A 14,690-nucleotide genomic window follows, 5' to 3' on the forward strand; every position below is an offset into this window, starting at 1 on the left:
TTACGCCGTACTAAATTATGTCAAACGAATCAAATATTAAGTTCTCAGACCTTGATCTGAATGAACTCGTCCTAAAATCGGTTGAAGAAGCCGGATACGAAGCTCCATCTGCCATACAAGCAGAAACCATCCCCCACCTATTGGAAGGAAAAGACCTTATTGGTCAGGCGCAAACCGGAACAGGCAAGACTGCTGCTTTCTCTTTGCCCTTATTAAGTCGATTAGATCTCAGCTCGAAAGACACACAAATTCTGGTACTTGCACCTACACGCGAACTTGCAATTCAGGTTGCTGAAGCAATGCAAAGTTATGCAAGACACCTTAAAGGCTTCCACGTAATGCCTATTTACGGTGGACAAAGTATCGATATTCAATTAAGACAATTAAGACGCGGCGCGCATGTTGTAGTTGGAACACCTGGTCGTGTTATGGACCATTTACGCCGTAAAACACTTAAACTGGGCAACTTGAAAGCACTAGTTTTAGATGAAGCTGACGAAATGCTTCGAATGGGCTTTATTGATGATGTTGAAACGATTCTAAAAGAAACGCCAGACACACGTCAAACGGTTTTGTTTTCTGCAACCATGCCTAGCGTCATCAAACGCATTACCCAAAAATACCTGACTGACCCTGTTGATATCAAAGTTAAGACAGAAACTTCAACGGTTTCTACAATTACTCAGTATTACTGGTCCGGTAAAACCTCTTTCAAATTAGATGCGCTAACTCGTTATCTGGAAGCTGAAGAAACGGGTGGTATTATCATATTCGTTCGTACCAAGAATATGACCACTGAATTATCAGAAAAATTATCCGCACGTGGCTATGCGTCTGTTCCTCTTAATGGTGACATCCAGCAATCGATGCGTGAAAAAGTCATCAATCGTTTAAAGAAAGGCAATATAGACATCATCGTAGCAACCGATGTTGTAGCTCGCGGATTAGATGTTGAGCGTATTACACACGTTATTAACTACGATATGCCAGCGGATAACGAATCTTACGTGCATCGTATTGGACGTACAGGTCGTGCGGGCCGTAAAGGAACTGCAATTCTATTCATTCCACCGAATGGTCGTCGTCAACTGCAAGGTATCGAGCGCGCTACGGGTCAAACTATTGAGCCATTAGTACTTCCATCTCCACAAGATATCAGCGAAGCACGAATCAATCGTTTCAAAGAAATGGTGAATGAAACGGCTGAATCACAGAAGCTCGACTTCTATGAGAAAATTATTGCTGATCTTGAAGAAGAAAATAAGCTAACACTTTCACAAATCGCTGCTACATTAGCGTTTTTAGTGCAACAAGACCGTCCGTTATTGGTTACACCGCAAAGCAGAATCCCTGATGGAAAATTGGGTGAAGGCCGCGATAGAAATGATCGTGGAGATCGTAATGACCGAGGCGACCGTAATAATAATCGTCGTGAAAGAGGCGATCGTACACGTGAAAACCGCGAAAGATCACAAGGTTCTAAGCGCAAGCGTGGTCCAACACAAGCAGGCATGGTTACCTATCGCCTGGATGTGGGTAAAAGCCATGGTACCGAGCCTAGACACATCGTTGGCGCTATTGCTAATGAAGCCGGTGTAGAGAGTCAGTATATTCAGAACATCGATATCAGCGGCGATTATTCTACCGTAGACCTTCCAGAAGGCATGCCAAAAGAGATTGAAAAACATCTTCAAGGCGTACGTGTAATGGGTCAAAAGCTACAGTTACGTCAATTAACTGGTAAAGACAGCTCAGAAACAAAATCAGCTAAAGACAAGCCCAAAAAAGACTCGAAAAAATCTTCTAAATAATAAAAGTCTTATTAATGTTTTTTAAGTTAAACCATTTACAGTAATCATAAATGGCAATGGGCTTAATTTGAGTTCTTGCCATTTTTTATATCAAAGATAATACCTATGTCTGATAATCAAAAAATCATAGAATTAATAAAAGAGAATTGTCCGCAATTCAGTGCATCTTTAACTAAGGATGAAATTGCAGAATTTTTGAAATTCACACGTATTCAAGAAATCCAGCCCAATGAAATTATTGCCGATCTCGGTATTGTGGGTGATGAGTTTTATCTGGTCCTCGATGGTAAAATTCGAATGACCAATGATGAAGGCGGCAAGGAAATGGATGTCGGCAGAATCGAAGCTGGTGGTCTGGTAGGAATCATGTCGTTCTTCGACAAGCAACCAAGATCCATTCGTTTACGCGCCAGCCGCAAACATGGCGTTTATCTTCTCGCGATTACTCGCCCCATGTACAAACGATTATGCGTAGAGCACCCTTATATTTCGGTTAATTTATTAGAACTGGTTGTCATGAGCATGGACAAATTAATCCGTAGTAGCAGTAAAGATATGGCGAGCCTTTACAGACAAGTCGTAGGGATCGGATACCGATAAAAAAGTGCTTATAAATAGGGGGGTGTGTTTTTAATATACTCCAATTTTATTTTATTCATAACCTGCATGGTTTTATTCAAACAGACACATTTAAAAATTTCCCCCTGTATTTTCGCATCTTATTGAATGCTATTTGTATTTCCATGGTTCATTATTTTAAGTTACTGCCACTTGGCAGATAATTACGTTGATGTTGTTCTTACATAAGTATTTTGAGAACAATTAATAAAATAATCAATAATCAATAATCAATAATCAATAATCAATAATCAATAATCAATAATCAGAAATTTCCCATATTGGAATACTCAAAAACTCACTTAAAAAGTATGCATCTTTTAAAATACTTTTTTTGTTTGCATGATCCATAATATTTATTCTTTTGCCATTTTTGCAAACTAGATTAAATTCCCATGATGTGTATTTTGATTCGTCAGAAATTTTTTTTGGTAAGATTTGTATTGCAGCAACATTCGACAATCGAACCGCTTCTTTTAATGGTAAGAAATCCTGGTCTTTATGTAATTGTTTAGATCCTTGCCAAAGCCAACCTTTAGTTTTATCAAAAATCCAAGGTTTTGGATTAAATATCAACCAAATACCTGCAATAACAAACATTAGAGAAAATGCTAGCATTGTTGAAACGATCATTAACAATTTGGGACTTTCTTCAATAAAAAGAGTGTATACGAGAAGACTTGAGATTAATAATGCTATGAAGTTAACAGCCAGAGTAAAAACCCATGCACCTAGTGTTTTTTTGCTTACTAAACGTGAAATATTCAATTGCTTGAATGCAGTCGTTTTAAAACTTGAGCCATTATCTGATAACGGCGTCCAATCAAGCTTTAGTTCCAGTTGTGTTAACTGAGGATCTTGTTTTTTAGCTAAAGCTTTTAGCTTTTGTTGCTTTTCTGTAGTCACAAATATCTCTTAAAAATCAGATAAAATAATCATTTAAGTATTCTCCCAGACAGGGACATCCAGAAATTCACTCAGCATTATGGCATCTTCTTCGATGTTATTTTTATTACCATGATCCATCACATTCAATCTTTGGGCGTCATGCGAAACAAGGTTAATTTCCCACGACGTATAATTGGAGTTTTTACCCGAGACACGTTCTGATAATATCTGAATGGCTGCAATATCAGAAAGACGTGCAGATTTCTTCAGCTGTGATAACTCTTTCTCACTCATCAATCGTTTACTACCTGCCCAAAACCAGCCAATTTGTTTATCAAAAATACGCGGCCTAGGGTAAAACAGCGTAGCAACACCCACAGCTACAAAAATCGAACCAAAAGCCATCATTCCCAAAATTCCCCAACCGAATCCTTCATCCATAAACATCTGATAGGCAATGACACCGGGCACAAAACATCCCATACCGATGAAGATTGCTGAGAAAAGCTTTCCGCCATTAGACTTTTTAACTTCTATTCTTGATGGGGTAGGTTGTTGCAGATAACTGGTTTTAAAGTTGGCACCACCACCAACGATTGGTGTCCACTTGACTTTCTTTGCTAGCTCAATAAGTTCTGGTGTTTGTCGGCTTGAAGTATTTTCACGAAAACTCGAGACGAAACTTTCCTTGCGTTGCTCTGATTCAAAGTCTTTACGAATGATGGCTGAATCATTCTTTTGCCATCTCGAGCCATTACGGCTTCGATTGTCGCGTTTATTTGCCTTTCTCTGTTGTCTTATCCTGTTTGTAAAATTAGATATAGAAAGAAAAATCCCAAGGCCTAAAATCAACCATCGATAACGAATCAAATCTTCGCCATAGGGCGAAGGAACAATTTTAAGAATATTATCCCCCATAAAGTGAGCGACAAACCAAAGCATCACCAATAGCGAACTTAGCAGCTGTGAAATAATAGACATAAATTAATCCCCCTTAAAATCAACGCACATTATAAAACTCAAGCAATTAATACAGTCTTAATCGGCTATCTTCATTCTCAGCGTGAAACCTTACTGTATATCCGCTGGTAAATCCCAGCAAAAACTTGCACCTAACAGCCACAAAGCTTACTATTCCGCTTCAAATTTTAACGTAAATAATTGGGTTTTTTGCTATGCGTACACACCGTTGTGGATTGGTTGATGAATCACTAATGGATCAAGAAGTCACTTTATGTGGCTGGGTTAATCGTCGTCGTGATCACGGCGGGGTTATTTTTGTTGATCTACGCGATAGCGAAGGTTTAGTGCAAGTTGTTTTTGATCCTGATGATCAGGAGATGTTCAAGACTGCAGAAACGATTCGTAACGAGCATATCTTACGAATCCGTGGCACCGTGCGTGCGCGTCCTGAAGGCATGATCAATGATAATCTAACCAGCGGTAAGATCGAAGTATTCGCACTTGAGTTAGAAACCTTAAGTGCCTCTGATACTCCGCCATTCCAGTTAGATGACGATGTTAACGAAGACGTGCGATTAAAATATCGCTATGTTGATTTACGTCGTGACGAAATGCAGCAACGCATGAAGACACGCTCTAAAATGACGTCAAACATGCGCCGTTATCTTGACGACAATGAATTCCTTGAAGTAGAAACACCTATTCTTACCAAAGCTACTCCAGAAGGTGCACGTGACTATCTTGTCCCTTCACGTACGCATCCGGGTAACTTCTTCGCACTGCCACAATCACCACAGCTATTTAAGCAAATGTTGATGATGGGCGGAATCGATCGTTATTACCAAATGGCGCGTTGTTTCCGTGATGAAGATTTACGCGCAGATCGCCAGCCAGAATTCACCCAGGTGGATATCGAAATGGCATTTGTCAGAAGCGCAGACGTTATGGGAACCATGGAAGACATGATTCGCAAATTATTTAAAGACGTTGGCAATGTTGATCTGGGTGATAAATTCCCACAAATGACTTACGCAGAAGCAATGCATCGTTTTGGATCGGATAAGCCAGATATGCGTAACCCGCTAGAGCTTATTGAAGTGAGCGAGCAAATGAAAGACGTAGACTTTAAAGTCTTCTCTGGCCCTGCAAACGACGAAGGTAGCCGTGTTGCCGCACTTCGCGTACCTAAAGGCGCGGACCTTTCTCGCAAAGATATCGATAACTACACCAAGTTTGTTTCTCGTTATGGCGCGCGTGGTTTAGCGTATATCAAAGTAAACAAATTAGCTGATGGCGTTGCAGGTTTGAACTCTCCTATTTTGAAGTTCCTACCTGATGAAGTTGCAATGAGCATTATGGAAAAAACAGGTGCAGAAGATGGCGATCTGGTTTTCTTCGGTGCGGATAAAGCTAAAATCGTCAATGATGCTTTAGGTGCGTTACGTGAAGAGCTCGCTAAAGACCTAGACCTATTGCAAGGTGATTGGGCTGCGCTATGGATAATCGACTTCCCAATGTTCGAATGGGACGATCGAGATAATCGCTGGCAAGCACTGCATCATCCGTTTACTGCGCCTACATGTAGCGTTGAAGAGTTACGTGAGAATCCTGGTGCAGCACTTTCTGATGCTTACGATATGGTTATCAACGGTTACGAAGTGGGCGGTGGTTCTATACGTATCCACCAATCTGAAATGCAATCTGCAGTATTCGATATGCTGGGCATTTCAGAGCAAGAGGCCGAAGAGAAATTTGGTTTCTTATTGAAAGCACTCACGTTTGGTTGCCCTCCATTGGGTGGTTTGGCGTTTGGTTTAGATCGTTTGGTTATGCTTATGACAAACACCGAATCTATTCGTGATGTTATTGCATTTCCGAAAACCCAGACTGCCGCTTGTATGCTGACTGAAGCGCCTGCTGATGTACCGCGTAAGCAATTACGAGAATTAAGCATTCAAGTAAAATTACCTGAAGTAGAGACTAAATAATCAAAGGGGTGCAATCTATTAAGTCACCCCCCTACTTTGAGGCACTTTTTTTATCCGATAAAAAAAGTATTCAGATGCAGAGTGCTCAAACTCTGCATCTGATTAATAACATAAATACTGCTATTTCTAACGCAAACGAGCTACGATAACGATATGCAGCTCTCCTCACTCTCCAATGAAGACAATCTGCGGCTTAACGTATTACTTGCTCAAAACCTAAAAGCCATTCGTATCAACGAAGGTACAATGACCGTGCATGCACTCACCGATCAAGGTGAAGCCAAAGTCGTACTGAATCCTAATACGCGCGATGAACAATACTTACGCACGGTTAGAGAATTACTTTCTTTAAAAATTACCGGCTCACCCGGCGGTTATCCCATTTTTATTAAACGCTGGACGCGCATGGGACATACCGACAACACTCTGGAACACATGTTATTACTGGGCGAACCAGAAGCAGTTGTCGCCGTAGTTCATGCACAAACACTGTCGCATGACATTGGCGTGCGCGCCTGGTGGGCTCATCCAACGACTGAAGTTGCGATGCGCTTAATGGAATACCCCGAAATCTGGCAAGGTGAATTAGGAAAAGAACTGGTTGAATACCTGATGGAATTCTTACCGTTTGAAGAGAAGCAACTGAACATCGTCAGCATGGTGAGGCTTTGTCTTCAGGGTGACATATTAAGCAAAGCAGAAAAAGAAAAGCTCTGGGCACGAGCAAAACGCCGTAACCCGTTTTATGTGGGATTTTTACACAGCGATCCTAAGCAAATACCATTAGCTAAAGAACCAAGCCCTCATTTTACTAGCATTGCTGATAAGCTTGAAACCCTAATCGACAACAATAATATCTATGCAAGTACATTGCTTGAATTACTCGATAGTAACGGTCAGACCTGGCTAGAAACGCTAAAGCTATCGCTGAATAAACCTGTTGATCAGGAAGTCGTTATCTCATTATTCATCGCAATTAATCAGTATTTTAAGTTGCCATTGGACACTCTGCTTAAAGATGGGCGAGGCACACGATCTATTGAAATAGCCGTCCAGCATAGCGATGAGATTTGCGAACACCCTATCGATGCAGACCTGAAAGCCGTCATTAACGCTTTAGATTCAAAACATCTACCCTTGTTGAATGCCATGCTGGTACTCGCGCAAATGGGAGAACATACCTTGATTCCGGTATTTAGTGGAAACGATTCTGTGGGCACTGTAATGCGTAAGCGTCTATTACCATTGACCACTCCATTATTAGAAAAAATTGATATACTTATGTAAATACATTTGTTACTGAATATAACGAGCTTGAGTCACTATATTCAAAATTATCAGGAATAAAGAATGCCTTATTACGTTTTTAAAATAACCCAACCAACACCAATAATTAAGAATCTTGATTTCCAGCAGGCCTTTGAAACCTTTAAAGAAGCTAAAACATTCTCACGAACGATGCGTGCCGAGTTACCGTTGAACGGTGCCATCAGTGTTAAAATGGTACATGCCGCCAATCAACTTCAGGCAGAAGAATTGCTTCAGGAAAAGCGCGAAGAGACAGTTGTAAAAGAGTGGGAAAAATAGGCTCCGCCCATAGTTTTACACATGGATGAGATAGAATTCAGAAATACCTATAATAAACTAAACCCTAACCGATGTGTTTTTGAGAAAGCCATTACTAACCGACGCTGCGATTGCGAGCTTAAGCGTAAATTTGTACTAGCCACCAGAGAAGGTGTTGCTTGTCAGTCAAAACAGGCTTTAGAACAATGCACACAAATATTGAATGCTATTAGAGATAACGCTCGCTTCTCCTTAAAAATAGTCACTATCGATGGACCTATGCCTCACAATAAAGAATTACAAGTTCAAGCAGGTGGCATGCTTGCATTACAGTTTATCTTTGAGGATGACTCCAACACCAAAATAGAAACGAATCATGACGAAGAGACTAACTCAGTTAAGCAGCAAACAGTAATCAATATACATCAAACCATGCAAGCAGCAATAAAGCGTTACCAAACGATTGACCAACTTCCTTATGGGGAAATTGTTAAAGATATAGTGAAATACCAGTCACGCCCTAAACGCCATAAAAAGAAATAACGTTACATATAGCCAAGAATGCCAACAGGAACATTAAAAGTAGAAAACACATGACACATTTTCCAATATTCATAAACGTTAAAGACCGTCATTGCCTCGTTGTAGGCGGCGGACCAGTAGCGAGTCGTAAAGTCGATAGCCTGTTAAAGTCGGAAGCGATTGTGACAGTTATTTCACCCGACATACATAATGACTTACAGCAAAATGCAGATTCAAAACGTATCACCATTTTAAGAAGGCCTTACGAGCATACTGACATCGTTAGAGCATTTTTAGTAGTTGCGGCAACCAATGATATAAACATTAATCAGGAGATCGCTAAAGCCGCTAACGATGCGAATATTCTGGTTAATGTGGCTAATGATCCAGATGCTGGCAGCTTCCTGTTTCCTTCTGTTTTAGATCGCTCACCAGTGACTGTTGCCATATCCACAGGAGGGGCTTCCCCTGTTTTGGCAAGACAATTACGCATGAAACTGGAAACTATGATTCCTTCAGCGTGCGGACGTCTTGCTGCGATTACCGAAGAATACCGAGAAAAAGTGAAACAGGTTTTCCCTATTCAACAACAACGCAAAGAGTTTTGGGAATCAGCATTAAAAGGAACATTCTCAGAACTCGTATACGCTGGTCAGGATGACGCTGCAAGAACGTTGCTCGATGAACAACTCGCCGAAGGTAAATCGAACGCGCAAGGTGAAGTGTATTTAGTCGGCGCAGGACCGGGAGATCCTGATTTATTGACCTTTAAAGCAGCACGCTTGATGCAACAGGCTGATGTCATGGTTTACGACCGATTAGTATCAAAAGCAATTCTTGATATGGCAAATAAAGATGCAGAACGTCTTTATGTAGGCAAAGAAAAAGAAAACCATGCTGTTCCACAAGATAAAATCAATGATCTATTAGTGGATTTGGCAAAACAGGGAAAACGTGTCCTTCGCTTAAAAGGCGGCGATCCCTTTATCTTTGGCCGCGGCGGTGAAGAGATTGAAAAACTCGCTGAGAACAATATACCATTCCAGGTTGTACCAGCTGTTACAGCAGCGTCTGGTTGCTCAGCCTATGCGGGCATTCCGTTAACTCATCGTGATTATGCACAATCCGTGACGTTTGCTACCGGACACCTGAAAGATGGCACAATCAATTTAAACTGGGAGCAACTAACCCAGAAAAACCACACCATTGTTTTCTACATGGGATTAACAGGCATCAAGGTCATCAGTGAGCAATTACAAGCACACGGCATGTCAGGTGACATGCCCGCCGCATTGGTTGAGCAAGGCACGACCATGAACCAACGCGTACATATTGGCACAGTCGACACATTACCGCAGCTAGTAAAAGATTCGGGCGTAAGAGCACCCACACTAACAATCATTGGCGAAGTGGTTAAGTTACACGATAAATTGCATTGGTACGAACCACAACGACATGTAAAAGAAGCATCAGAATTTACGCGGCATAAGACATAGCAGATCATTTACGTAAGCAACAAAATGAGAAACACACATGAATGAAGTCAAAATAGACATACAGGAAGCATTCCGTCAAAACATGAGCGATGGAGACAGTTGCTCAGCAGCAGAACCTTTTGCACTAAGAACCATTGACGACAGCATGGAACCTGAATTTGCAGCGGGATGTATTATCATTATCGACCCAGGTCATGTCGCGCGCGATGGGTCTTTTGTGTTTGCAGTAGATAATAAGAGTGAATATATTTTTCGCCAACTACGGATTAAAGATAAGAGATATTTCCTTCAACCCTTAAATGATCTCTATGAAACTATAGAGATAAAATGGGAGCAGATTGAAGGAGTCATCACTCAACGTGCAGGTAAAAGACGTACTTATCATAAGCATTATGACTAGGAAGAAAACCGCTATTGATTAAGGTCACCCCCCTACTTTGAATGATATTACGTTTTTGTTTCTTAAAAACGTAAATAGAATTTATTCAGAGCTGGGCACTTTTCTGTATAATCTACACAATGTCTTTAAGCGCACTATCCAAGTCTGCGTATTTAAAAGCATACCCAGCCTGAACCATTTTGTCTGGCACAACTCGTTTCCCCGCTAATAATAATTCTTCTCCCATTTGCCCAAATAGTATTTTCACCACAAATGCTGGCATAGGAAAAATAGCCGGTCTTTTTAACACCTTGCCCAGTGTTTTGGAAAATTCTTTATTGGTTACAGGTACGGGCGCTGTTCCATTGATAGATCCTCTTATCGATTCTTGCTCAATGGCATATCGAATCAATCCTACGATGTCAGCCATGTGAATCCATGACATCCATTGATTGCCACCACTAATGGGACCACCTAAAGCCATTTTAAAAGGTGGAAGCATTTTGGCTAACGCGCCACCGCCTTTACCAAGAACGATTCCGGTACGTAAGTAACAGGTACGAATACCTAACGCTTCTATTTTTTGTGCTTCCGCTTCCCATTGCTGACATAATTGACTGGAAAAACTATTATCGGTATCACCATTTTCATTTATGGATTCATTCGTTGCATCTACACCGTAATACCCAAGCGCAGAACCACTAATAACCACATCAGGCTTAATCAACGCTTCTGTTAAAAATTCGTATAAGGCTTTTGTCGTGTCTATACGGCTATCAATTAGCTGCTGTTTTACTTCATTAGTCCATTTTTTATCAGCGATACCTTGGCCAGCAAGGTTGATGACTACATCAAATGACTGATCTGGATTGATCGAATCTAAAGAGCTGATTGTTTTAACTTTTGCCTTGGCCTGAAAATCTTCGCGTTCAGCATCCATGACAGCGGCAAAGTGTTTCGCCGTATTAACTTCATTGCGAGTAAGAACAGTGACATCATGATTTTCTAACAGTAATTGCTTGATCAGTTCAGTGCCGATAAACCCTGAACCACCGGTAATTAAATAACGTTGTTGATACATGAAAAAGTACCTTTATTAGTTTAAGTCTATGGTAAACGTTCTTAGTTGCTAAGTCTGATAATTATGAATGACAAAATGTAAAATAGTTGTGAAATAGAGTTTTAAACCATATACAGGCTAATTAACCTACATCTTATGCTGTATTTTCACCCATTTAAGTTAAACACTCTTGATATTGAATAATACTATCTTTATAATTCACAAATCATCATTAAAAAAGGACATAATAAAGATCTAAAGCATTAAATATTGATTACCACTACAAAAAGAAGACAGCCGTCGATTTATCAATATTAACTACATATCCATAAACCCCAAACAGCAGCTAAACAGTTAGAGAGGATACAGTTTTGAAATTTTCATTTGCAAAAACACTCACCGTTTTCAGCATTACTTTTGCCATATTAGCAAGCCCCGTGCATGCCGAATTTCCTGAAAAAGAAATCACCGTAACGGTAGGCTTTGGACCTGGTGGCGGTGTAGATACGATAACGCGTGCAGCGGCTGATGCGCTTTCATCAGCACTCACCCAAGCTGTTGTTGTGAAGAACCAGCCAGGTGCTGGTGGTGGTTTGGCACTGACCACACTAAAAGCTAAGCCAGCAGACGGCTATAATTTAGCTGCTGCGATCTCGACCACTATATCGTTCGATCCACATTCCTCAAAATTAAGCTATGGCATCGATGATTTCGAATACATCGGAGCTTTTGGAGTCTTTCCAGAAGCACTTGTAGCACTCCCGACGAAAGGCTGGAAGGACTTTTCGCAAGTCATTACTGCGGCAAAAGACGATCCCGAGGGTCTTACCTATGCTTCAACAACTTCACTTGATCGTGTCGTTATGAAGGCAATTTCTGAAAAAGAAGGCATTACCCTCAAACCAGTGCCGACTAAAGGTGGTTCAGAAGCCGTTGCTTCAGTTTTAGGTGGCCACGTTGATTTTGCTTACAGCTCTGGAACCTATTACGCTCAGGCAGCTGCAGGCGCCTTAAACGTACTGGCTGGTCTAGGAACTGATCCAGTTCCAGGCTTTGAAAGCGCTCCTACACTCAAAAAACTTGGCTACGATATCTCAAATGTAAACATGGTAATTTATGTTGCTCCAGCTGGAATCCCTGAGGAAGCAAAATCAAAACTGATTTCTGCTTTTGAAGCTGCCGCAAAATCTGAAAAGGTTTTGAATATCCTAGCTAAACGTAACATGGGTAGCTATATTCTTACCGGAACAGAATTTGATAAACAGATCCGTGCACAAAGCGCCCAATTCAAAGCGGCCGTTGAGTAAATGCCTCAATCTTCACCTAGATTGAAAGGCAGGGCGCATTCTTGGATGCGCCCGTTTGCCGAATTCGCCATCGTTGCCGGACTTTGCCTATTCACACTATTGATTGTGATCCCTTCGGGCACTGCCGACAGTGAGAATTTTGGCCTCTCGCCACGGATGCTTCCCATCGCAGTAACCGTATTCATTTTGATTATTTCGATCTTCACCTTGATCTTCGGACTTCTGCGCGCACCTGAGCCAAAAGAAAATAATCAAGATTCCAAAGGGATGCGCGGAGTTGTGTCTTTGGTGTTGGCGACGTTACTAGGCATTTTTATCATTGACCAAACCAATATCGTCGTCGGTGGTACTGCACTTGTATTTCTCTCATCACTGGCTATTGGCGAACGAAAGCCTTCTGCCTTGGCAGGTATGAGTTTTAGTGCTCTACTGCTCCTTTTGCTGGTTAAGTGGTCAGGGCTCTAACGTATTAATTTCCGCTACTTAAGAGTACCGAAAATCCTTCTGTCATATCGGCTAAACTGTAACTAAAAAAATAAAGAGGCTTCGCCTAATGGACGTCTTCCTTCAAGGAGCCAGTGATGCACTGACTTTGTCTTCGATCCTTTCCGTAATTGGAGGAATTGTGCTCGGCTACATGGTTGGTGTATTACCTGGCTTGAGCCGACCAGCTGCGCTCTCTGTCGCGGTGCCATTGACTTATGCAATGAGCCCAATTGGTGCTATCGCCTTTCTCGTTGGCGTGACTAAAGCCAGCGCAGCTGGTGGTGCAACAGGAGCTATCTTACTGAACACACCCGGCGAGCCAAGCTCTGCTGCAACAGCTTTTGATGGCTACCCACTCGCCCGAAAAGGGCAAGCTACACGGGCCCTGAAAACAGCGCTTTATGCTTCAGTATTCGGTGATCTCGTTGCGACATTTACCCTAATTCTGCTCGCCTCATCTCTTGCTCAGTTTGCCTTGAAAATGGGACCTGTAGAGATGACAGCTGTGATGATTTTTGCCCTCAGTTTCATTGCAGCGCTTTCGGGCTCATCGCTTTCCCGCGGCATTATTTCTGGCGCTCTCGGCCTTTTACTCGCAACTATCGGGCTTGACCCAGAAAGCGCAACACCCCGGATGACATTTGGCTATATCGAGCTCTTTGATGGCATACCACTTATCGCTGCTACCGTTGGGATGCTGGCATTTACCGAAATGCTGATTCAAGTACAAAAGCTCTTTGCCAGCCGCGACAACAATACAGAGCCTGATGGATTCACTCCCGAAACAGACAAAGATCTACGCATGGAGGACGTAAAACGGACCTTCCCTGTAACCTTACGCGCTACGGGCATTGGCATTGCCGCAGGAATCATTCCAGGCTTAGGCCCCACAATTGGTGCCTTCCTATCTTATGCAATTAACAAACGTATGGCTAAACCGGGCGATACTTATGGAGAAGGTGATCTCAAGGGTGTCGCCGCAACAGAAGCTGCTGATAACGCAGTCTTACCCGCAAGTCTGATCCCACTATTTGCAATCGGTTTGCCCGGTAGCGTATCGGCTGCCATTCTCGTTTCGGCTTTCATGCTTCATGGTGTACAGCCAGGTCCGTTAGTCTTTGAACAACATCCTAAGTTGATCTATGGTATCTATGTTTCGATGATTGTCGCAAGCTTAGTTATGCTAGTAGTCGGTCGTCTTGGACTCACGCTATTTGCAAAGGTTACTCAGGTTCCAACGCGTTTTATCATTCCGTTTGTGGTGCTGTTCTGCGTCATCGGCACTTACTTAGAACGCGATACCGTATTTTCTGTCTTCGCTATGCTCGTGCTCGGATTGCTCGGCTACATAATGCAACGTTTTGGATACTCGGTCGTAACTTTCCTGATTGGTTTCGTCATCGGACCATTGTTTGAGCTGTCATTAAGACAAACTTTGATCGTTACCAATCACTCTCCAATGCAGGTCTTAGATCATCCGATCGCAGTTGGTTTTTTGATTGCGTCAGTATTTGCTCTGTTATTGTTTTTAAGATCAGATAGATAAGGAGCTTTCAACAACAATCTCAATGAGTGTGTCGAAAAACGCTGAAGATTAATCAGTTGT

14 protein-coding genes are annotated in these 14,690 nt (G+C 41.9%); 11 read left to right on the forward strand and 3 right to left on the reverse strand.

Annotated features, from left to right (window positions below; translation table 11 throughout):
- The first annotated feature begins 17 nt into the window (after positions 1-17).
- Together OO007_RS08695 and OO007_RS08700 are read left to right on the forward strand one after the other, a co-directional pair.
- A complete protein-coding gene (locus OO007_RS08695; RefSeq protein WP_131905161.1) occupies positions 18-1,811 on the forward strand; it encodes a DEAD/DEAH box helicase in 1,794 nt (597 codons plus the stop codon).
- A gap of 105 nt (positions 1,812-1,916) precedes the next feature.
- Positions 1,917-2,411, forward strand: a complete 495-nt coding sequence (locus OO007_RS08700) for a Crp/Fnr family transcriptional regulator (protein WP_131905160.1) — start codon at positions 1,917-1,919, stop codon at positions 2,409-2,411.
- Between the two features lie 276 nt (positions 2,412-2,687).
- Here OO007_RS08700 and OO007_RS08705 read toward each other — a convergent pair whose 3' ends face one another.
- The gene (locus tag OO007_RS08705) at positions 2,688-3,335 is read right to left on the reverse strand and encodes a hypothetical protein (protein ID WP_325808502.1); all 648 of its coding nucleotides are present in this window, start codon (positions 3,333-3,335) and stop codon (positions 2,688-2,690) included.
- Positions 3,336-3,368: 33 nt separating this feature from the next.
- Positions 3,369-4,298: a hypothetical protein gene (locus tag OO007_RS08710; protein WP_325808503.1), complete on the reverse strand. Its 930-nt coding sequence runs from the start codon at positions 4,296-4,298 to the stop codon at positions 3,369-3,371.
- Between the two features lie 194 nt (positions 4,299-4,492).
- Here OO007_RS08710 and aspS point away from each other — a divergent pair, with 194 nt between their 5' ends.
- The 6 genes from aspS to OO007_RS08740 all read left to right on the forward strand — a co-directional run bounded on the left by aspS (position 4,493) and on the right by OO007_RS08740 (position 10,252).
- The gene (gene aspS, locus OO007_RS08715) at positions 4,493-6,268 is read left to right on the forward strand and encodes an aspartate--tRNA ligase (protein WP_325808504.1); all 1,776 of its coding nucleotides are present in this window, start codon (positions 4,493-4,495) and stop codon (positions 6,266-6,268) included.
- 153 nt (positions 6,269-6,421) lie between these two features.
- The gene (locus OO007_RS08720; RefSeq protein ID WP_325808505.1) at positions 6,422-7,555 is read left to right on the forward strand and encodes a hypothetical protein; all 1,134 of its coding nucleotides are present in this window, start codon (positions 6,422-6,424) and stop codon (positions 7,553-7,555) included.
- Between the two features lie 63 nt (positions 7,556-7,618).
- The gene (locus OO007_RS08725; protein WP_325808506.1) at positions 7,619-7,855 is read left to right on the forward strand and encodes a hypothetical protein; all 237 of its coding nucleotides are present in this window, start codon (positions 7,619-7,621) and stop codon (positions 7,853-7,855) included.
- Positions 7,856-7,876: 21 nt separating this feature from the next.
- Positions 7,877-8,377 carry a hypothetical protein gene (locus OO007_RS08730; protein ID WP_325808507.1) on the forward strand — a complete coding sequence of 167 codons (501 nt, stop codon included), beginning with the start codon at positions 7,877-7,879 and terminating at the stop codon, positions 8,375-8,377.
- Between the two features lie 50 nt (positions 8,378-8,427).
- A complete protein-coding gene (gene cysG / locus OO007_RS08735; protein WP_325808508.1) occupies positions 8,428-9,852 on the forward strand; it encodes a siroheme synthase CysG in 1,425 nt (474 codons plus the stop codon).
- A gap of 37 nt (positions 9,853-9,889) precedes the next feature.
- Entirely contained in the window at positions 9,890-10,252 is a 363-nt protein-coding gene (locus OO007_RS08740; RefSeq protein ID WP_325808509.1) for a LexA family protein, read from the forward strand.
- Between the two features lie 112 nt (positions 10,253-10,364).
- Here OO007_RS08740 and OO007_RS08745 read toward each other — a convergent pair whose 3' ends face one another.
- Positions 10,365-11,312, reverse strand: coding sequence for a TIGR01777 family oxidoreductase (locus OO007_RS08745; protein WP_325808510.1), 948 nt, complete (start codon positions 11,310-11,312; stop codon positions 10,365-10,367).
- A 350-nt stretch (positions 11,313-11,662) separates the two neighbouring features.
- Between OO007_RS08745 and OO007_RS08750 the strand changes: the two genes are divergently transcribed.
- The 3 genes from OO007_RS08750 to OO007_RS08760 all read left to right on the forward strand — a co-directional run bounded on the left by OO007_RS08750 (position 11,663) and on the right by OO007_RS08760 (position 14,630).
- Entirely contained in the window at positions 11,663-12,598 is a 936-nt protein-coding gene (locus tag OO007_RS08750) for a tripartite tricarboxylate transporter substrate binding protein (protein WP_325808511.1), read from the forward strand.
- A 156-nt stretch (positions 12,599-12,754) separates the two neighbouring features.
- Complete coding sequence (locus tag OO007_RS08755) at positions 12,755-13,063, forward strand: hypothetical protein (RefSeq protein WP_325808512.1); 309 nt, start codon at positions 12,755-12,757, stop codon at positions 13,061-13,063.
- Positions 13,064-13,151: 88 nt separating this feature from the next.
- Positions 13,152-14,630 (forward strand): tripartite tricarboxylate transporter permease, encoded by a 1,479-nt coding sequence (locus tag OO007_RS08760; protein WP_325808513.1) that lies wholly within the window; start codon positions 13,152-13,154, stop codon positions 14,628-14,630.
- Positions 14,631-14,690: the final 60 nt, after the last annotated feature.

Source organism: Cocleimonas sp. KMM 6892, from assembly GCF_035798195.1.
Taxonomy (GTDB): domain Bacteria; phylum Pseudomonadota; class Gammaproteobacteria; order Thiotrichales; family Thiotrichaceae; genus Cocleimonas; species Cocleimonas flava.